This window comes from Falsiruegeria mediterranea M17, assembly GCF_900302455.1.
Classification (GTDB): Bacteria; Pseudomonadota; Alphaproteobacteria; order Rhodobacterales; family Rhodobacteraceae; genus Falsiruegeria; species Falsiruegeria mediterranea.
Map to the genome: position 1 here is coordinate 52,353 of NZ_ONZG01000001.1, position 19,048 is coordinate 71,400.

At 60.2% G+C, this 19,048-nt stretch carries 21 protein-coding genes; 14 read left to right on the forward strand and 7 right to left on the reverse strand.

The window, feature by feature from the left end:
- Positions 1 to 90: 90 nt before the first annotated feature.
- On the forward strand, positions 91 to 1,956 hold the full coding sequence (locus TRM7615_RS00275) for a PAS-domain containing protein (protein WP_370739760.1): 1,866 nt from the start codon (positions 91 to 93) through the stop codon (positions 1,954 to 1,956).
- On the forward strand, positions 1,953 to 2,657 hold the full coding sequence (locus tag TRM7615_RS00280; protein WP_108784920.1) for a response regulator transcription factor: 705 nt from the start codon (positions 1,953 to 1,955) through the stop codon (positions 2,655 to 2,657). Before TRM7615_RS00275 ends, TRM7615_RS00280 begins: the two co-directional genes overlap by 4 nt.
- A 7-nt stretch (positions 2,658 to 2,664) precedes the next feature.
- Here the strand turns inward: TRM7615_RS00280 and TRM7615_RS00285 are convergent, their stop codons facing one another.
- On the reverse strand, positions 2,665 to 3,540 hold the full coding sequence (locus TRM7615_RS00285) for a LysR family transcriptional regulator (protein ID WP_108784921.1): 876 nt from the start codon (positions 3,538 to 3,540) through the stop codon (positions 2,665 to 2,667).
- 108 nt (positions 3,541 to 3,648) lie between these two features.
- On the opposite strand from TRM7615_RS00285, the gene TRM7615_RS00290 reads away from it, so the two are divergent.
- Positions 3,649 to 3,930 carry a DUF1330 domain-containing protein gene (locus TRM7615_RS00290; protein WP_108784922.1) on the forward strand — a complete coding sequence of 94 codons (282 nt, stop codon included), beginning with the start codon at positions 3,649 to 3,651 and terminating at the stop codon, positions 3,928 to 3,930.
- Positions 3,931 to 3,932: 2 nt separating this feature from the next.
- Here the strand turns inward: TRM7615_RS00290 and TRM7615_RS00295 are convergent, their stop codons facing one another.
- Both TRM7615_RS00295 and TRM7615_RS00300 read right to left on the reverse strand, forming a co-directional pair.
- On the reverse strand, positions 3,933 to 4,607 hold the full coding sequence (locus TRM7615_RS00295; RefSeq protein WP_235823980.1) for an SGNH/GDSL hydrolase family protein: 675 nt from the start codon (positions 4,605 to 4,607) through the stop codon (positions 3,933 to 3,935).
- Between the two features lie 115 nt (positions 4,608 to 4,722).
- Positions 4,723 to 5,907, reverse strand: coding sequence for a Zn-dependent hydrolase (locus TRM7615_RS00300; RefSeq protein WP_108785449.1), 1,185 nt, complete (start codon positions 5,905 to 5,907; stop codon positions 4,723 to 4,725).
- 148 nt (positions 5,908 to 6,055) lie between these two features.
- Here TRM7615_RS00300 and TRM7615_RS00305 point away from each other — a divergent pair, with 148 nt between their 5' ends.
- From TRM7615_RS00305 to TRM7615_RS00340, 9 genes are all read left to right on the forward strand, one after another.
- On the forward strand, positions 6,056 to 6,706 hold the full coding sequence (locus TRM7615_RS00305) for a histidine phosphatase family protein (RefSeq protein ID WP_108784923.1): 651 nt from the start codon (positions 6,056 to 6,058) through the stop codon (positions 6,704 to 6,706).
- 10 nt (positions 6,707 to 6,716) lie between these two features.
- Positions 6,717 to 7,331 carry a glutathione S-transferase family protein gene (locus tag TRM7615_RS00310; RefSeq protein WP_108784924.1) on the forward strand — a complete coding sequence of 205 codons (615 nt, stop codon included), beginning with the start codon at positions 6,717 to 6,719 and terminating at the stop codon, positions 7,329 to 7,331.
- 12 nt (positions 7,332 to 7,343) lie between these two features.
- Positions 7,344 to 8,399: a saccharopine dehydrogenase gene (locus TRM7615_RS00315; RefSeq protein ID WP_108784925.1), complete on the forward strand. Its 1,056-nt coding sequence runs from the start codon at positions 7,344 to 7,346 to the stop codon at positions 8,397 to 8,399.
- A 1-nt stretch (position 8,400) separates the two neighbouring features.
- Entirely contained in the window at positions 8,401 to 8,649 is a 249-nt protein-coding gene (locus tag TRM7615_RS00320) for a SemiSWEET family sugar transporter (RefSeq protein ID WP_108784926.1), read from the forward strand.
- A 13-nt stretch (positions 8,650 to 8,662) separates the two neighbouring features.
- The gene (locus TRM7615_RS00325; RefSeq protein ID WP_108784927.1) at positions 8,663 to 9,805 is read left to right on the forward strand and encodes a saccharopine dehydrogenase family protein; all 1,143 of its coding nucleotides are present in this window, start codon (positions 8,663 to 8,665) and stop codon (positions 9,803 to 9,805) included.
- 234 nt (positions 9,806 to 10,039) lie between these two features.
- Positions 10,040 to 10,528 carry a hypothetical protein gene (locus TRM7615_RS25850; RefSeq protein WP_235823981.1) on the forward strand — a complete coding sequence of 163 codons (489 nt, stop codon included), beginning with the start codon at positions 10,040 to 10,042 and terminating at the stop codon, positions 10,526 to 10,528.
- On the forward strand, positions 10,525 to 10,782 hold the full coding sequence (locus TRM7615_RS25855; RefSeq protein ID WP_268877541.1) for a helix-turn-helix transcriptional regulator: 258 nt from the start codon (positions 10,525 to 10,527) through the stop codon (positions 10,780 to 10,782). The genes TRM7615_RS25850 and TRM7615_RS25855 overlap by 4 nt, the downstream gene beginning before the upstream one ends.
- A gap of 120 nt (positions 10,783 to 10,902) precedes the next feature.
- Positions 10,903 to 11,844 carry an alpha/beta hydrolase gene (locus TRM7615_RS00335; RefSeq protein ID WP_108784928.1) on the forward strand — a complete coding sequence of 314 codons (942 nt, stop codon included), beginning with the start codon at positions 10,903 to 10,905 and terminating at the stop codon, positions 11,842 to 11,844.
- Between the two features lie 115 nt (positions 11,845 to 11,959).
- Positions 11,960 to 12,427, forward strand: coding sequence for a nuclear transport factor 2 family protein (locus tag TRM7615_RS00340; protein WP_165821333.1), 468 nt, complete (start codon positions 11,960 to 11,962; stop codon positions 12,425 to 12,427).
- Between the two features lie 60 nt (positions 12,428 to 12,487).
- Here TRM7615_RS00340 and TRM7615_RS00345 read toward each other — a convergent pair whose 3' ends face one another.
- Positions 12,488 to 12,805 (reverse strand): DUF3775 domain-containing protein, encoded by a 318-nt coding sequence (locus TRM7615_RS00345; protein ID WP_108784930.1) that lies wholly within the window; start codon positions 12,803 to 12,805, stop codon positions 12,488 to 12,490.
- Between the two features lie 163 nt (positions 12,806 to 12,968).
- Between TRM7615_RS00345 and TRM7615_RS00350 the strand changes: the two genes are divergently transcribed.
- Together TRM7615_RS00350 and TRM7615_RS00355 are read left to right on the forward strand one after the other, a co-directional pair.
- Entirely contained in the window at positions 12,969 to 14,039 is a 1,071-nt protein-coding gene (locus TRM7615_RS00350) for a bifunctional transcriptional activator/DNA repair enzyme AdaA (protein ID WP_108784931.1), read from the forward strand.
- Complete coding sequence (locus tag TRM7615_RS00355) at positions 14,036 to 14,803, forward strand: isocitrate lyase/PEP mutase family protein (RefSeq protein ID WP_108784932.1); 768 nt, start codon at positions 14,036 to 14,038, stop codon at positions 14,801 to 14,803. The genes TRM7615_RS00350 and TRM7615_RS00355 overlap by 4 nt, the downstream gene beginning before the upstream one ends.
- A gap of 135 nt (positions 14,804 to 14,938) precedes the next feature.
- Here the strand turns inward: TRM7615_RS00355 and TRM7615_RS00360 are convergent, their stop codons facing one another.
- The 3 genes from TRM7615_RS00360 to mutL all read right to left on the reverse strand — a co-directional run bounded on the left by TRM7615_RS00360 (position 14,939) and on the right by mutL (position 19,047).
- The gene (locus TRM7615_RS00360) at positions 14,939 to 15,730 is read right to left on the reverse strand and encodes a class II glutamine amidotransferase (protein WP_108784933.1); all 792 of its coding nucleotides are present in this window, start codon (positions 15,728 to 15,730) and stop codon (positions 14,939 to 14,941) included.
- A 136-nt stretch (positions 15,731 to 15,866) separates the two neighbouring features.
- The gene (locus TRM7615_RS00365; RefSeq protein ID WP_108784934.1) at positions 15,867 to 17,105 is read right to left on the reverse strand and encodes a DNA recombination protein RmuC; all 1,239 of its coding nucleotides are present in this window, start codon (positions 17,103 to 17,105) and stop codon (positions 15,867 to 15,869) included.
- A gap of 61 nt (positions 17,106 to 17,166) precedes the next feature.
- Positions 17,167 to 19,047, reverse strand: a complete 1,881-nt coding sequence (gene mutL / locus TRM7615_RS00370) for a DNA mismatch repair endonuclease MutL (RefSeq protein WP_108784935.1) — start codon at positions 19,045 to 19,047, stop codon at positions 17,167 to 17,169.
- Between the last annotated feature and the right edge of the window lies 1 nt (position 19,048).

Below are 19,048 nucleotides of genomic sequence, written 5' to 3' on the forward strand. Positions count from 1 at the left end.
CCCACATGGCTACCGCCTGCCTGAAAGCAGTGCTACGAACAGAAGGGGGAGTGGGCGAATTTGAACACCAGCGACGCATATATCAAGACGATGACCTCTGCAGGTTTGAACCTGATCGCGCAGGCCATTTCGATCTATGATGACGATCTAAAACTCGCGGTCTGCAACCGCCGGTTTCAAGAGATGTTCTTTCTGCCGGATGCATTGGTGCAACCCGGTGCCCGGTTTGATGAAACCATTCGGTTCATCGCCAATCGTGGAGATTACGGCCCAGTCGTCGATATCGACGCCCTGGTCCAAAGCCGCGTCGATCAAGCGCTGGCCTTTGTCCCGCATTATTTCGAACGCACCCGTCCCACGGGTCAGGTCATCTCGATCGAAGGTGCGCCCCTGGCAGAGGGCGGCTGGGTCACCGTCTATACCGACATCACCCGCACCAAAAGGGTCGAGGAATTGTTGCGTGCCCGATCCGAAGAACTGTCAGACCAATTGCTCAGCCACGCCGAGGAGTTGTCGGCAACCAACCGCGAACTGGCCGCGACAAACAGCGCCCTGGAAGAAACCAAGCGCCAACTGACAGTGACAGAGGCGCGCACCCGTCTGACGACCGAGATGATGCCCGCCCATATCGCCCATGTGGACGCGCGTGGCTACTACACCTATTCGAATCGCCGTCTGAGTTCGGTCATTCCCGGGCGTCCTTCCAACATTTTGCGGATGCATATTTCCGACGCTTTGGGACCGGCCTTTGCCAAGATCGAACCACACCTCAAGGCCGCATATGACGGCAAGAGCTCGGTGTTTGAGTTTACCGAGAATCACGATTCCCGCCGTATCCGCGTGGCCTTTACCCCCGAGGAAGGCGGCGGCGTCTACATCCTGTCGATGGATATCACCGAAGAAACCCAGGCCCGTGTTGCCCTGCAGCAATCGCGCCGCCGTGCGATGGCCGCGCAGATGACCAGCGGATTGGCGCACGACTTTTCCAACCTGCTGACCATCATCCTGGGCATGCAATCCAAACTGGAACGCATGGGCCTGCCCGAAGAAGCAGCGCAATTGGTTGCTGCTACTCAGCAGACCGCAAAGCGCGGCGGGCGGTTGTTGAACCGGATCGCAGACATGACCGGCAATCGAACCCTGCGCCCGATAGCCACCGACATGCATGGCGTCTTGGAAGATCTCAAGCTGCTGGCCTCGCCATCCCTGCCACAAGGGATCGGGTTGAGCGTTCTGGATCACACGCCAGATGAGGCGCTGATGCTGGACCCCGGCATGTTGCAGGACGCGCTCTTGAACCTGATCCTGAACGCGCGCGATGCCTGTGGCACCAGCGGTCAGATCACCGTCAGCGCCCATACCATCGGAAATATCTGGATCGAGATTACTGTCAGCGACACCGGCCCCGGGTTTTCCGCAGAGGCCCTGGAAAAGGCGCTCAACCCGTTCTTCACATCAAAAGGCAGCGAAGGGTCTGGCCTGGGCCTGCCGATGGTCTATGACACCGTCAAACTGGCGGGGGGAGATTTGCACTTGCGCAATACCCCCTCAGGCGCATCGGTTGTCATGCGCCTGCCCTATCGACCCGCACCGCAATCCCAAGGCGGGCTGGCGTTGCTGGTCGAGGACAACGAAGACCTGCGCGCCACGTTCCGCGACATGCTGGTCGAACTTGGCCACACCGTGATCGAGGCAACCTCGGTCGATGAGGCCTGCGCCTTGGCAGCCGATTTGCCCGACATCACATTTGTTCTGTCAGACATCAGGCTGGAGGGGTTCGCCACCGGATTGGATCTGGCGGAGCGGCTCAAGAAAGATCTGCCGATTGTGCTGATGACATCACTGCCGCTCAGCGACCCTTTGCATCGTCAGGCACTGGCGATAGGACCAGTGCTGCGCAAACCCTTTACTCGCGCGCAACTCTCTGCGCTGCTCGGACCCGAGGCACACTCATGACTGCACCGCTCGTCACAATTCTCGACGACGAACCCGAAATCCGTCAGATCCTGACCGATGTGCTCGAAGATGCCGGTTTTCGCACACAGGCCTTTTCACGCGCCCGCGAATTCGAAGCGTCGTTGAAACGCGTCACGCCGGATGTGTGCCTAGTTGATCTTTCGCTGCCCGACACCGATGGCCTGGCCTTGGTTCATCGCCTGGCTTTGGAACAAGGGGCGTCCGTGATCATCATTTCCGGCCGGGCCCAAGTGCAGGATCGCGTGACCGGGCTCGAGTTGGGGGCCGATGACTACATCACCAAGCCCTTTGACCCTGCCGAGGTCGTCGCGCGCGTCCGCGCCCGGCTGCGCGATGGAACACGCGTCGTGCAATCGGGTGGGAACACGGCTGTCTTCAACGGCTGGACCGCCCATTTCGAACGTTATGTCCTTGAGGATGAAAACGGCGTCGAAAGCCCATTTTCTCATGCCGAAGGCGAGGTTCTGCGTCTTTTCCTGGAAAGCCCGAAACGCTTGATCAGCCGGGCCCAGATGCAAGAGATGCTTGGGGGCGGCGCGGGCGAAAGCTTTGACCGCGCCATGGATGTCCGTATTTCGCGGCTGCGCACAAAGCTGAAAGAAGACCCCAAGAACCCTCGTTTGATCAAGACGATCTATGGCGCGGGCTATATCTTTCTGGGTGACGTCACCTGGCAGTAAGGCCAGATCACGAACTGACAAAGCAATCCCAGTGGGATTTGAACCAGGGTACCAACATCTCTCGAAAGGTTTTGACCTTGGCCGATGGCCAAACGTCGCGATGCGCAACAACCCAAATGTCTGCGTAAGGTTGCGGCGGAAGGACCGGCACCTGTTCCAGCCCCTCTGACGCGCGACCCAGAAACATTGGCATCCGCACGACGCCCAACCCGGCTTGCGCCGCACCGACCATGGCCGCCATGTCGTCGAACACCATTCTGACCTTGCTGTTGGGATACAATTCCATCGCAGCTTTGGGCACCTTGGGGCTTTGCTCATAAACGATCCACTCGACGGGCGCGTCGGGATAGTCCTTCAGCCGCTTTGCCACTGATTTCGCCGCAAAACTTGCGGCTTGCTGCTCGCACAGCCGTACCCCCATCAGCGTGTCCCCAGGGGTGCGACTGATCCGAATGGCCAGATCAGCCTCGCGCCGGTTCAGATCGAGCAGATCATTGGTCGCCCGCAGCAAGACTTCGACCTCGGGGTGTTGCTCGGAAAATTGCTCTAGCACAGGCGCAACATGGGGACCGATCAGCAACTGAGGGGCCGTCACGACCAGACGACCGCGCAGGGTTTGATCCTGCCCTTGAAGGGCGCGAAAAAGACCGTCGGCCTGTTGATCCATCAGCGCCGCGTGGCGCGCCACCAGTAGCCCGATATCAGTGGCACGGTAGCCGTCAGGCAACCGGTGGAATAGGTTCACACCCAAGGCCGCCTCTGCCCGTTGGACGCGACGCGCCACTGTGGTGTAATTGAGCCCCAAGTCCGCGCCCGCAGCCGCAAGTGTCCCGCTGCGCGCGACAGCCAACACCGTTTTCAGATCATCCCATTCAGCACTCATACATGCATTTTCGCATGTCGCACATGAAAATACACGCGTTTTCGCACTTAAGCCCGACACCTAAGTCTTGCTCACACCAACCGACCCACCAACTTTTTGGAGAAACAGATGATTTACGCCGTTTTCAAAGCCAATATCAAAAACCCCCAGGCCTTGGGCGAATACCGTGAGCAAGCCGGTGCCGCCTTGGCGAAGCACGGGGGGAAGGTTGAACACGCTACCCCGTCCGCTCAGGCACTGGACGGCGCGCCAAGCCTGCCGGATGTGGCCGCGCTCTTGTCCTTTCCATCAGCAGAGGCTGCGCAATCCTGGATCGATGATCCCGAGCTGGCCGATCTGCACGCCCTGCGCCGCAGCGCGGGCGAGACCGAAATCCTGCTGTTGACCTAAATTCAACGGCCCTCGAACTGCTTGATCACTGTGGCCAGCTTCCGGCCGATAATCCGGCTGGTTTTGCGAGACGGGTGGATCAGATCAGGGGAGAAATAGGATATACCCCCGCTGGGAACCACATCCTTGTTTGATACAAAGACGATCCCATCTTCCTTGCTGGCAAGTTGAATGAGCCGTTCTTCCAGTTCGTCCCCTTCGTTCTTGCAATGCTCGATTGGGGTCAACAGGCCGGGGCTGCGCAAATATCCGGTGAATAGAACCCGCGCGCCGTCGTCCCTGACACGGCGCGCAAAAGCAGGAATTTGGCCGTCCATTCCATCCTTTGAAATCATGCGGTCCAACACCTTGCTGCACATGCCACAGCCGCACCCAAACAAAAGATCGTTGCCACCACCATTGACGACAACCCAGTCCCATTTTCCCGACTCATACTGGTTGGGAATGTTGATCGCGCCTTTGTCATCATTGGGATCACGCACAGTCATCCACGCCCCTCGAATGGATCGGTCAACCACCGGTTCGCCCAGGGCCTCTTCCATCACATGGGGGATGGAACTGCCCCAAGCCGAGTTCCACGCCATCAGAGAATCGCCGACCGCCAAAATCCGTGCGCCTTCGTTTCGACTGACGCTCTCCTGACAGGCCGCAACAAGACCTGTGAGGAAAAACAACATGATACCTAGTTTCACACCAAAAAAGCGCATCTCGATCAAAACCTGCTTCGTTATCCTTTGGCGAAAATCTAAGCAGAATTTGGTGGCAAAATCAGGGCGAGAGACAGGTATTTCTTTAAAACAGAGCGTTCACGGCACCAAAGAGAACCTGCACCCCAGCGACCAAGTCAGCCTCATCCGTGTCCTCTTCGAATGCATGGCTGATGCCGCCGATCGAGGGAACAAACAGCATTGCAACCGGCATCAGTTGGGCCACATTGGTCGCGTCGTGCAAGGCACCCGACGGCATTTTGCGCCATTTGTTCGGGGCGACTTGTTCAGCGGAAGCCGCCAAAACCGACTGTAGCTTCGTGTCCATTGCCACAGGCTCCAAGCCCAAGAGCGGGCCAAAGCTGACCTCCATTCCCTTGGCCGACGCAATGTCGCCTGCGGTGGCGCGTACGATCTCTTCCATCCGGTTCAACCGGTCCGGGTCGCCGTCTCGCCATTGCATGGAAAACGTCACGCGCCCCGGCACAATGGACGAAGCATTGGGATGCAGGCTGACGTGACCGATGGTCCAGACCGTGCGTGGGGTGACCACGTTCCGAAAACGCTCTTCCAGCTCTGCGTTGAACGCCGATAGTGCCTGAAACGCGTCCCGCCGCAGATGCATGGGCGTAGTGCCGGCATGGTTCTGCTGTCCATCAAAGGTGATCTTCATGTCGCGGATGCCGACGATCTCGGTCACCACCCCGATCTGCTCACCGTCGGTGTCCAGCGTCGGACCTTGTTCGATATGCATCTCGACGTAGCCCGTGAACCGGGATGGATGGACAAAATCACCCGCAAGATCCGCCATGCGCGCCCGTGCCTCGGCAAAGGGCACGCCTGCGTGATCCTTCAACCCATCCGCTTGATCCAAAGGCAGGTTCCCTGACCAGATGGCTGATCCTGTCGTGACGCCGAACCGCCCTTCTTCATCCTGAAAGCTGACGACGGATACCGGCACATCCGATGCGCGCGCCACCTCCAGCGCCGCCATCACGCCAAGCGCCCCATCCAGCCAGCCGCCTTCGGGCTGGCTGTCGCTGTGGGACCCCAACAGGATCGACGGCCCGTCCGCCAGCCCAAACAGATTACCCACCGGGTCGAAATGCGCTGTCAGCCCGGCGGCACGCATCTGATCGGCCAGCCAGTTACGCGCCGCGATATCGTCGTCGGAAAAGGCAGGACGCACAACGCCCTTGCCCACGCCCGAGGCCCCGAACTGACGCAGATCGTGCAAGGATTTCAGAAACCGTTCGGGATTGATGGACATGACGCGATCTCCTGATGATGTGTTCCGAACATATTCACCCTGCGGCGCGCCACAAGACATCATGACAGTTTTCAACACGCATCGGTCGAACGCCTCTGGTCCCCGACTGAGACCTCGCCTAAGACTTGGCGCGAACAGGAGCGCGCGCATGTCCCACATCACTCTTATCCGTCACGGTCAGGCCAACACCGAGGCCCGGGACGAACACAGCTATGACAAGCTAAGCCCGCTTGGGCATCAACAGGCGGCCTGGCTGGGTGCGCACCTTTCGGACGCTCAGGCCCACCACCCGCGTGTCTATTCCGGTACACTGACCCGCCACATCGAGACCGCCGCCAGCATGGACCTGCCCGCACCAGAACAGGACGCGCGCCTGAACGAGATCGAGTACTTTACACTCGCTACCCTGCTCGAAGAACAGCACGGCGTCGCAGTCCCGGTCGAGCGCGAGGGGTTCATCCAACACCTTCCGCATGTCTTTACCGCATGGCAGAACGGCGAACTCGAGGGCCCACCCGAAACCTTTCAGGAGTTCGAGGCCCGCGCCCATGATGTGATTCACGAAATCGCCAAGGGGGCCGGACCTGCCGTGGTGGTCACCTCGGGCGCGTTCATCTCGATGGTTATGCGGCAGGCGATGGGATTGGACATACCGTCGATGTCGCGGCTGGCTCTTGCCATCATGAACACGTCGATGCATCGTCTGTTCCCGATTGGCGAGCATCTCAGCCCGGTTCTGTTCAATGCGGTGCCGCACCTGGAAGCCCCTGATCGGCATTATGCCCAGACCCACCTCTAGGAGACCACGGATGCAGCTGTATTACGCCCCCGGAACCATTTCGATTGCCATCGCCATCGCGCTGGAAGAGGCAGGGTTGGAGTATGAGCCGGTCAAACTGGACTTTGCCTCTGGCGAGCAGACGACCCCGGCCTACGCCCAGATCAATCCCAAGGGCCGCGTGCCCGCCCTTGTGGTCAACGGCGGTATTCTGACGGAAACCGGGGCGCTGCTGGACTACGTCGCTGCCCAGGCGCCCAAAGCCGGATTGGTGCCCGCCGATCCGGTGATGGCGGCGCGCATGCGTGAGGTGATGTATTATCTGGCCTCGACCATGCATGTGAACCACGCCCACAAGATGCGCGGCCACAGGTGGGCGGACAAGAAAAACAGTTGGGCGGACATGAAGGGCAAAGTGGCCGAGACCATGACTGCCTCTTGCGCTTACATCGAAAGCAATGGCCTGCGCGGGCCGTTTGTCTTGGGCGACAGCATCAGCCTGGCCGACATCTATCTCTATGTTGTGTGCAGTTGGCTCGAAGGGGACGGCGTCGATGTTTCGGCCTTCCCCAAGATCATGGCCTTCCGCGCCGCGATGGAAGCGCGTGCCTCGGTTCAAGCCGTCAAAGCACAAGGCATGCTCTGAAAAGGACGTAACATGACACATCTCTGGGTTCGGGCCGAACAGCGCCTAAACGAAGACCGCGTTGGCCTGACGCCCGACGGTGCCGCCAAGCTGATCGCAGCGGGTATCAAGGTCACGGTCGAGGAAAGCAACTCGCGTGCCATCGGCATCGACGGCTATCGCGATGCGGGGTGCGAGATCGCGATCGAAAACAGCTGGCCAGAGGCCCCAACAGAAGCCATCATCTTTGGCCTCAAGGAACTGCCCGAGGATGCCACGCCCCTGCCTCACAAACACATCATGTTCGGCCATGCCTTCAAGGGCCAGCATTCGGGCCGCGCCCTGTTGGAGCGGTTCAAGGCCGGGGACGGAACGCTCTATGATCTTGAATATCTGGTGGATGACTCCGGCCGTCGCGTCGCCGCATTTGGCTATTGGGCCGGTTATGCCGGTGCAGCCGTGACGCTCAAGACCTGGGCAGCGCAACAGCGGGGCGAAGAATGCGGCCCGGTCGGAGCCTATCCGGGCAAGGATGCCTTGTTGGCAGAATTGGGTGCCGAACTCGACGCAACCGGCGTCGCACGCCCCAAAGCCATCGTGATCGGTGCGCTTGGCCGCGTGGGATCGGGTGCGGCAGACCTGTGCGAAGCCATGGACATCGCCGTCACCAAATGGGACATGGCGGAAACCGCAAGCGGCGGGCCATTCCCCGAAATCCTGGACCACGATCTGTTCCTGAACTGCATCTTTGCCCGCCCCGGCACGCCTGTGTTTGTGCCGCGTGACGCCTTGAACGCGGACCGCAAGTTGACCGCCATCGGCGACGTCGCTTGCGACCCGGACAGCGACTATAACCCGGTGCCCGTTTATGATCGCGCCACCACCTGGGACGCCCCGGCACTGCGCGTGGCAAGCAACCCGATGCTGGATGTGATGGCCATCGACAACCTACCCTCGATGCTTCCCGCCGAAAGCTCCGAGGATTACGCCGACCAGCTTCTGCCGTCGCTCATGACGCTAACCGATCTCGACAAAGGCGTTTGGGGCCGGGCGCGCGATACGTTCAAAACCCACATGCAGGACATCTGACATGGAACTCTACATCGGTATCGCGGCAGCGATCTTTGGCACCATCTGCTGGATCCCGCAGGCTTGGAAAGCCTGGAGCAGCCGCAACACATCCGGCCTTTCGCTGCCGTCCAACTTGATGTTCCTGCTGACGGTCACGTTGTGGTTGGTCTATGGCCTGATGGTGGGCGACCTGCCGCTGATCCTGGCCAACGTCTGCGCGGTCACGGCGGTTCTGTTCATCGTCACCGCCAAATTGAAATTCGGATAAGGGAGAGATCCAAATGACTATCCATTGGTGCGGAACCGGCCTTTCGGCCATCCCCGGACTGCGACGCCTGATTGAGGCTGGTCATGACGTGACCGTCTGGAACCGGACCGTCGAAAAGGCCCAAGCCGAGGTCGGCGATCTGACCGACAAGATCAAAGCCTTCGACATCGACGTTCTGGGCGCCGAGTTGACCAAGGGCGACGTGATCGTCTCGATGCTGCCGGGCGACTGGCACGTGCCGCTCGCCGAATTGGCCATCGCGAAAGGCGCGAACTTTGTCAGTTCGTCTTATATCGCGCCGGAAATGCGTGCCCTGGACGACCGCGCCCGCAAGGCAGGTGTCGTGATCGTGAACGAGGTGGGCCTGGACCCGGGTATCGACCACCTGATGGCACACGCGCTGATCGATGACTATCGCGCCTCTGACGCCTTCGATGGCGACAACCACCTGAGCTTCAAATCCTACTGCGGTGGCATTCCCAAGATCGCCAATCCGTTCCGCTACAAATTCAGCTGGTCGCCCTTGGGTGTGCTTAAGGCGCTGCGCTCGCCATCGCGTTCAATCCGCAACTATGCACCGTTGGATGTGGCCCGTCCCTGGGACGCAATCAGCACCTACACTGCACCCTTGCCCAGCCCCGAAAGCTTTGAGGTTTATCCGAACCGCGACTCGCTGCCGTTTCAAGCGCAGTACCATTTCGAAGAGCATTGGCCGGTCAAGGAATTCGTCCGCGGCACCTTGCGCTTGAATGGCTGGGCAGAAGCCTGGGACGGCGTGTTCAAAGAGGTCGAGACCCTGTCTGGTCCGGAAGGTGACACCCGTCTGAAAGAGATGTCGGATCAGTTCTGGGCCGAGAATGCCTATGACGAGGGCGAACCGGACCGCGTTGTGCTTTGTGTGGACCTGAAGGCCGAAAAAGACGGGGCAGAAGTCTGGCACAAGACCTATGTGATGGACGCCTGGGGTGACGAGCGTGGCACAGCCATGGCACGCTTGGTGTCGATCCCTGTCTCGCTCGCCATCGAGGCAGTGATGGATCGTGCCATCCCCGCCGGGGTTCACGCCGCCCCCAGCGACCCCAAGCTGGTGCAGGCCTGGATGGGTGAAATCGACAAACTGGCCCAGCATCTGCAGATCGTCGATCACAATTCATAAAGCATCTCGGGCGGCGCAATGCCGCCCGCTTTGCCTTTGCCCCTATGTCGCATACCCTTTGCAGAACCGAACTCTGCAATAGACAAAACCCCGGCCCCATGCCGCGACGCTATGCTGACATCTACCCCTCGCTGCCGTTTCTGAACAGCGATGAGACCCGGCACATGTCGGCGGCCGCGCTGATGTCAGTGCGCTATTTCCAAGCCGAGCCGGACAGCATGCCGGAAGAGGTGTTTGCCGAACACCAACGTGCTGCTCAACCTCTATTACACTTCGCACCGGGTTCAGAACCGCCGCGACGGTGTGCTGCGTGACTTCACATTCCACAAGAACGAGATCGTCGTCACACCCGCCGGCATCCGCTCAGGTTGGCGGTGGTTCGGCACCTCAGACGTGATCGTGGTGACCTTGGACCCTGGCCAGGTCGAGGCCTTTGCCCATCGAGAACTTGGTATCATCCTGGATCACCAGCAGCTGGTGGACCTTCCACAATTCAGTGACGCCGATCTGTGCAACGCCGGCATCATACTGCGCGATGCACTTGAAACAGACGACCTGACGTCGGGCGTGATGTTCGAAGCGATGAGCCGGGTGTTTCTGGTCAAACTGTTGCAACGCTACGGTCAGCAACGCCCGAAGAGCTGGCCGCCTCGGCCCGCTTTACCTCGGACCATTTCCGACGTGTTCTGGAACATATCCGCGCCCATCTGGACCGCACCATAACCGTTGATGATCTCGCAGGTCAGGCAGGCATGAGCCCGTCGGATTTCGCCCGCGTATTCAAAGAAACCCTGGGGCAGACACCGATGCAATACGTGCTGGCCTATCGGATCGAACAGGCGGCCCAGATGATGCGCGACAAACACCTGCATTTGGGCGAGATTACCCTGGCCTGCGGTTTTGCCGATCAGGCGCATTTCTCGCGCAGCTTCAAACAGGTCACCGGGCAGACACCACGACGGTTTCGCGCTGCCTGAGCCGCCGCGCAGGATCATGCAAAAAACAAGTGGTTCGGTTCAATAACCCGAACCACCCCCGCCGTATCTCTTGTCTCATCAAGGGGCCCTGTCGCCCACACGAAGAGAGGAGATTTCGACATGACCAAACTTGCACTCACAACCGCCGCCGCACTGATGGCCTCGACCGCTGCCTTTGCCCAAGTGGAAACCCGCAGCGTCACCTTTGAAAACGAAGGCGCCACCCTGTCGGGCACGCTCTACTGGCCCGAAGCTCACGATGGCTCGGCCCTGCCAACCGTTGTTGTCACCGGCGCCTGGACGTCGGTCGAAGAGCAGATGCCTTCGGTCTATGCCCGCGAGATGGTCCAACGCGGCTTTGCTGCCTTTACCTTTGACTTCCGCGGTTGGGGCAAATCGGGCGATCTGCCAAACAATGTGCGCTTTATCGAAAGCCCTGCCGCCAAGACATCGGACATCCGCGCCGCCTTTGAGTTCGTTTCGACCCTGCCCGAGGTCGAAGCGGCACGCATCAACGGTTTGGGCATCTGCGCCTCGGCTGGTTACATGGTCGACGCCGTATCCGGCAACGAACTGGTTGATCGCATTGGCCTGGTCGCCCCTTGGCTGCAAAACGCCGAGTTGGTCGAAGCCGTCTATGGCGGTAGCGAAAGTGTTGCGGTCCTGATCAGCGTCTCGCAAGACGCCGAACGAGTGGGCGGTCAAGTCATCCCCGCAGCAGGGTCCGAGGGCGCGACAGGTGTCTTGATGCCCATCGGTGGCTACTACTATGACTCAGACCGAGGCGCGATCCCGGCGTATGACAACAAGTGGAACAACGCAGGCTGGGAAAGTTGGCTGACCTATTACCCCGCCGATCACGCCGGCAACCTGAGCCAACCTCTGGCCATCGTGCACTCTGAAGCCGCCGCCATCCCGCAAGGTGTCAGGTCGTTTCTGGAACAATTCGCAGGCGATGCCACCCTTCAGATGCTCGAGGATGTGACCCAGTACGACTTCTACGACAACCCCGAAGACGTGACCCGCGCCGCCGAAACCATGGCCGATCACTTCAACGGCTGAGAAGACAGCCGTGATCCAAAGGCCACCCGAGCCAGTTGCCTCTCAACAAGGAAACTCAAGATGAAAATGCCACTCTCTGCCATGGCACTCTTGTCCGCCACATCCGCCGCCGCTCTTGCAGATCACCCCCTGCCCCCCTGTCAGCACCCCGGTCGAAGCCCAGAACCGTACCCTGGTCTCTTCGATTACGCTGGCTGCGGACCGCGGGGCCTATGACCTGGCTGAACAGGCATTCGCACCGCAGGTCGTGATCGACTACACCTCGGTTTGGGGCGGGGAGCCGGTCACCACGACCCCTGCGGAACTGATGATCTCTTGGCAGGGAATTGTGCCTGGCTTTGACACCACCTGGCACGAACTTGGCCCGGTCACCATCTCGGTCGACGGCAACAACGCCAAGGCGCATGCCTTTGTCGACGCCCGTCACTGGATCGGCGAAGATCTGTGGCGCCCCTTGGGCAGCTATCACTGGGATGTGGAACGCATCGACAACACATGGCGTGTCACCCGAATGGAGTTTGAAATGACCCAAGAGCTCGGCGACCGTGCATTGGCGGCCCAAGCAATGGACCGGGCCGAATAGAGCGCCACTCACGCACTGCAAAAGCGCCTGTCAAAGTTCGGCGGGCGCTTTTTTGCGGGATCACATCAGATCGTTTTCCACGTCTTCAGCCGACACCCCCAGGGCATCAAGGCCATTTTCCAGATGATCCGCCAAGTGCGGCGTGCCGATCAGATAGTCCGCACAGGGCGTCGAGGCCTCGGACCGGGCGGTCGCAATCGCCTCGGCCAGGTCTTCGGCAAAAAAGCTTTCTCGGCCGACCCACATGATCGCAACCAACTCCGCCTGTTCGTCTTCGCTCATTCGGTCGACAAAAGCGCGCAACTCGCCCTCGGCCCGGTTCAATTCACGCGCCATCATCGCCACCTGGGCCACCTTGCGTGTCGAAATCTCCAGCATCTTCTGATCCTCCTGTTCGCGTCTTGCCTGTGATCTTTCGCGGGCTGCCCGTGACCTGTCTTTGATCTTGCGCAAACCGCCACCCTGCCGATTTCACCAAAAAATGACATCGGCGCCTGAAAACCGGCGCCCAAAACGTTGGCAATCGCGCTAGGGTCTGGGCATGAGACTCGACCTACCTGATGACGATACCCTGTATAAGGCGTTGCTGGCCCGCGATCCGGTCTGGGATGGGCGCGCCTTTGTTGGCGTGACCAGCACCGGCATCCTGTGCCGTCTGACCTGCCCCGCTCGGAAACCCAAGCGCGAAAACTGCGTGTTCTTCGGAACCATCGGCGGCGGGATCGAAGCCGGGTTTCGCCCTTGCAAACGCTGCCATCCGATGCAACCCGCGGCACAGTCAGATCCGACGGTTCAGACCCTGATCAAGGCGCTTGAGGTTGATCCCTCTCGCCGTTGGCGCGAGGGGGATCTGGTGGCAATGGGACACGATCCATCGACCGTCCGCCGTGCATTCAAGCGCCATTTTGGCATGACCTTTCTTGAAATGGCCCGCCAAACCCGGTTGCATACCGGGCTGACAACGCTTGCCCAAGACGGTCGGGTGATCGACGCGCAACTGGATGCAGGCTTTTCCTCGGGCGCCGCATTCCGAGCCGCCTTTGCTCGGCATCTGGGGCTGCCGCCCGGTGCATTTCGGTCAGATGCGTTGCTCAGGGCCGATTGGTTCCAGACGCCCCTAGGCCCCATGATCGCTGTCAGCGACGCCACGCATTTGCATCTGCTGGAATTCACCGACCGCAAGGCGCTACCGACCGAACTCAAGCGTCTGCACAAGGCCTGCAAAGGTTCGCTCGGCTTTGGTCGCCTGGCCCCCACGGACCAGATCGAGGCGCAGCTGGATGATTATTTCCAAGGGCGCTCCGCCCGGTTCAATGTGCCCTTGGCCTTGCATGGCACACCATTCACTTGTGCCGTCTGGGACATGTTGCAAACGCTACCCGCAGGCAGCATCCATTCGTATTCGGACATTGCCCGGAGAATGGATCGCCCCGAATCCACGCGCGCCGTTGCCCGCGCCAATGGCGCCAACCAGATCGCCATCGTCATCCCCTGCCACCGTGTCATGGGGGCCGATGGCGCGCTCACCGGATATGGCGGTGGACTGTGGCGCAAACAGAAACTGATCGACCTGGAACGGCAATACGCCCCAACCGAAAGCATCCCCGCATGACCCAATCCGACACTGCCCGAACCTTTGCCGAACTGCACCGTCCCGGCACGCCGTTGATCCTCTATAACGCCTGGGACACTGGCAGCGCCAAGGCCATCGCAAAGGCAGGCGCGCCCGCGATTGCCACCGGCAGTTGGTCGCTCGCGCATGCACAAGGGTTCGACGACGGGCAGGACATGCCACTGGAATTTGCCTTGCACATCCTCGCCCGCATCACCGCATCTGTCGACCTGCCCGTAAGCTTCGACTTCGAAGCCGGTTATTCCGATGACCTTGGTACATTGGCCACAAACATGGAGCGCGTGATCGCCGCAGGCGCCGTCGGGATCAATTTCGAAGACCGCGTCATCGGTGGTGCCGGACTCTTGGCCGCCCCGATCCAGGCCGAACGGATCGCCGCCCTGCGTAAAGCCGCGAAATCTACAGGTGTGCCCATTTTCATCAACGCGCGATGCGACATCTTCTTTCAGGGTGCCAAACCTGACGCCCATCCCGCGTTGATGGCCGAAGCCATCGAACGCGCGCAGATTTATGCAGATGCCGGAGCGGATGGGCTCTTTGTCCCCGGTTTGGTCACACCCGAACTGATCAATGAGATCTGCGCAGCGACATCTTTGCCTGTAAACATCATGCAAACCGGCAAGGCCCCGGATCACCAAACTCTCGCCGACCTTAGGGTGGCAAGGATCAGCCACGGCCCCTCCCCCTACCTGACTGCCATGGCAGGCGTGACCGAGGCCGCTAAAGCCGCGCTTGCGCTCTAAAACAACACCGGCGCTCTGCGGGGCCGCGCCGCGCGCAGCGCGGCGCCCGGCCCAACGGGAGGAGGTGTTTCGTCAGAAACATCGACGACGGGCGGGAGCACCTCCCGCTTCGTGGGCACTTCAGGCAAAGAGAACCTAGGCAGCAGCGGCCTCTTCCAATGGCGGGGTGAAGCGATGGTGTTTAATCTGCTCACCGTTGATTTCAATAGCTTCCCCAGCCGGCACCTCGATCCACTTTTTCTGTTCATCGTCCAACGGCTCAGACGACACGATGATCCCGTGGGCACAGCGGCGGTGAAACAGGCTTGGCGCAAATGCATCCGAAGCATAGCGCGCCGCAAAGAGCCGCTGTCCATCGGACCAACATGCTGCAAACCGCATGAACGGCGACACACCTCGTCTGCGCGACAGCACCTCAACCCGGCCAACCGCGCGAGCCATCGCGCCAATCGGATCGATATCCAACCCTTCGCCCAGGGCAATCAAAAAGATCGCCTCGCTTTCGGTTGCGCCAAGACGATATTCGTAACAGTCAGGCGGGATCATCCCGTCCAGCTCTTGTCGAATTCGCTCGTGTCCCCCCGCTTGGCCATTGTGCATGAAGCTCCAGCGTTTGTGCCCAAAGGGGTGGCAATTGTTGCGCGACGTGGCCGTTCCTGTCGAGGCCCGCACATGCGCCAGAAACAGACGTGACCGCGTGTGATGCGCCAGTTGGCGAAGGTTCGCATCAGACCAGGCCGGGTTGGTGTCCTTATAGAAACAAGGGCTCTCACGCTCGCAATACCACGCCAAACCAAAACCATCCGCATTGATCGGCGTCTTGCCGATCATCGCATTGCGGCTTTGTTCGACCAGCGATTGTTCTTGGTTGAGGACCAGTTCATCAAAATAGCGCGGCGCACCTGTCCACGCGAGAAATCGGCACATTTGGGAATTCCGTTTGGGGCTGTCTTTGCACAGAGCATACACCCCAAGAAATGAGGTTTTTCACCAAACCCCTTGCCAAAAACTTGAACCTATCAATCATATGACCCCAAGAACGTCTTAGAGTCGGGTCAACTCCTCACTCACCTGGCTTGGTCAATGGAACAACTGACCCGGTGTCTTCAGGTGCCAACTCTTCGAAATCAAAATTGTCCAACCGCAGAGCCCGACGCCCCGCCTTGTCGGCGCTGATCTTGATGTCCGAGATATCTTTCGCCGCCTGCCCGAAATGCCGGTCCAGATTGGCCACCCGGTCGCCTAGACGTTCCACATCCTTGTGCAGCAATCCCAATTCTTTGCGGATTGCGCCCGCCTGTTCGCGCATCCGGGCATCTTTGAGAATTGCCCGCATGGTGTTGAGCGTCGCCATACAGGTCGTCGGCGAGACGATCCACACCCGCGCCGAAAATCCTTCGCGTACGATCTCGGGAAAGTTCGCGTGCAGTTCGGCATAGACCGCCTCTGACGGCAGGAACATCAAAGCGCCATCCGCGGTTTCGCCCTCGATGATGTATTTCTCGGAAATTGCCTTGATGTGGGTCCGCAGCGCCGTGCGGATCATCCGCGCGGCCTCGTTCAATTCGCTTTGCGTCTCGGCCCGGCGCAACGCCTCGTAAGGCTCCAGTGGGAACTTGCTGTCGATCACGATGGGACCCGGCGGGTTGGGTAGGTGGATCAGACAGTCCGCTCGCTTGCCATTCGACAGCGTGTGCTGCAGGGCATAGCTGTCGGACGGCAGCGCCTTGGACACGATGTCATTCAGCTGAATTTCCCCAAACGCCCCGCGTGTTTGCTTGTTTGAAAGGATGTCCTGCAGACTCAGAACATCACCCGACAGTTTGGTGATGTTGTCCTGCGCCTTGTCGATTGTCTTGAGCCGTTCCTGCAACTGCGTCAGCGAAGTTGCGGTCTGTTTCGACGAGCCATGCAGGCTCTCTTTCATCCGCTCCTGCATCTCGGCCAAAGCGCGGGCCGAGCGCATGGCATTGTCCGCCAATCGATCGTTCATGTGCTGCTGCACATCCCCCAGGCGCGCCTCCATCGTCTGGATCACCTGCACCTGTGCATTGGCTTGCGTGTCCGACACATGCTGTAACCCGCCACGCAACTGCTCTTGGCCCGCGCCCAACTGCTGTACGTTTTGACCCAAGATCGCCATCTGCTGCGTCAACGGTTCCGCCATCCGGGCCGAGCGGTTGGCCGCTCGCAGGCTGAGAAACACCATCAAAGCGATAAGCAGCAAGATCGCGGCCGCACCAAGGGCCATCAGGACCATCGGGTCCTCCAGCGAATAGGTCTGTCCTGCAATCTCGATCATCGTCGCCTCGCCTGTGTTCTCTTTTTGTTTTCCTGATCTCTAGCGAGGGGACCGGGGAAAATCAACTGCGTCCGAACAGCCGTTCGATGTCTGCCAGCTTGAGCTCGACATAGGTCGGCCGCCCATGGTTACATTGGCCGGAATGGGGCGTTGCTTCCATCTCGCGCAACAGCGCGTTCATCTCTTCACCGCGCATCCGGCGACCTGACCGGATCGAGCCATGACAGGCCACGCGGCTCAGAATCGCCTCGATTCGGGCTTGCACCATCTGGCTTTCGCCCTGATCGGCCAACTCATCCAGAATATCCAGAATCATCGCCCGGGCGTTTACCTCGCCCAGGATGGCCGGGGTTTCGCGCACAGCCACCGCATTGCCGCCGAATGCTTCAAGTGTCAAACCAAGTTTGCTCAAGTGATCCGCAACGTCGAGCAGTCTGGCGCGATCGCCCTCGGACAGCTCAACAATCTCAGGGATCAGCAGCGCCTGTGCAGCGACCCCGTTTTCGGCCATCTGGGTTTTGAGTTTTTCATAAACCAGCCGCTCGTGCGCAGCGTGTTGATCCACGATCACCATGCCATCGGCGGTCTGCGCGATGATGTAGTTTTCGTGCACCTGCCCGCGCGCGGCCCCAAGCGGCAGTTGCTCCACTGGTGTCTCGGGAGTTTGGTCTTCGACTACGGCAGCGGGCTCGATCATCTGCCCAGAGTAGCTTTGCGACAGCTCGGCAAACCCTGGCGTTGGCATCGGCTCGGGCGCTTGCGCGCGGTAAGCGGCGGTACGTGCCCCCATCGACGGTCGGTCCATCTGATAGATGCGCGCGGGACCGGGGTGCGGCGCAGTCTCGGGTCGCATCGCGCCCAGGGTGGCATTTGCCACGGTGGTCGACGCACGATGCCCAGCATCCGCCAAAGCGTGGCGCAGGGTCGAGATGATCAGCCCGCGCGCGATGCCAGGGTCGCGGAACCGAACCTCGGATTTGGCGGGGTGGACGTTCACGTCGACCAAAGTCGGGTCGCAATCCACGAACAGGGCCGCCGCCGGGTGACGATCCCGGCTAAGGAAATCGAAATAGGCCGCCCTGAGCGCGCCGGTCAGCATCTTGTCCCGCACGGGCCGCCCATTGACGAACAGGTACTGAGATACGGCGGCGCCGCGGGAATACGTCGGCAGAGCTGCATAACCATACAGGCGAATGCCCTCACGTTCGGCTTCAATCCGCAAAGCGTTTTCAGCAAACTCACGCCCAATGACACGGGCCAGGCGCGCGTGCAGCGCATCAAACAGATCACCGCTTTCGGCATCGGCCCGGAACACGATCCGTCCTTCTCCGCCACCGGACACATCGCGCAAGGTCAGCCCGATCGATGGCTCTGCCATCGCCAGCCGCTTGATCGTGTCGGTGATCGCTTGCGCTTCGGCCCGGTCGGTACGCATGAACTTGAGCCGCGCAGGGGTCGCAAAGAAGAGATCTCGCAGTTCGACTACAGTTCCAGATCGCAAGGCCGCCGGTTTGACTGGCTCGACCCTTCCACCTGCAACGCGGATCATCGCAGCCTCGTCCCCCGGAACCCGGCTGGTGATAGTCAGACGCCCCACGGCCCCCAGCGAAGGCAGCGCCTCGCCCCGGAACCCAAAGGTATGGATGTCCAGCAGGTCCGAACCGTCGATTTTCGACGTTGCATGGCGGGACAAGGCCAGCGGCAGCTGCTCGGGCGAAATCCCGCAACCGTCATCCGTGACCCGGATCAGGGTCTTGCCCCCGTCGGCGATGTCCACGCTGATCCGTGAGGCACCTGCGTCGATGGCGTTCTCGACCAGCTCCTTGACGGCGGACGCGGGGCGTTCGACAACTTCGCCCGCTGCAATCCGGTTGATTGCCGCGTCGTCAAGTTGCCGGATAACCGGTCGAAAACCGCTGATATTGGGGTCCAGGCTTGCCATA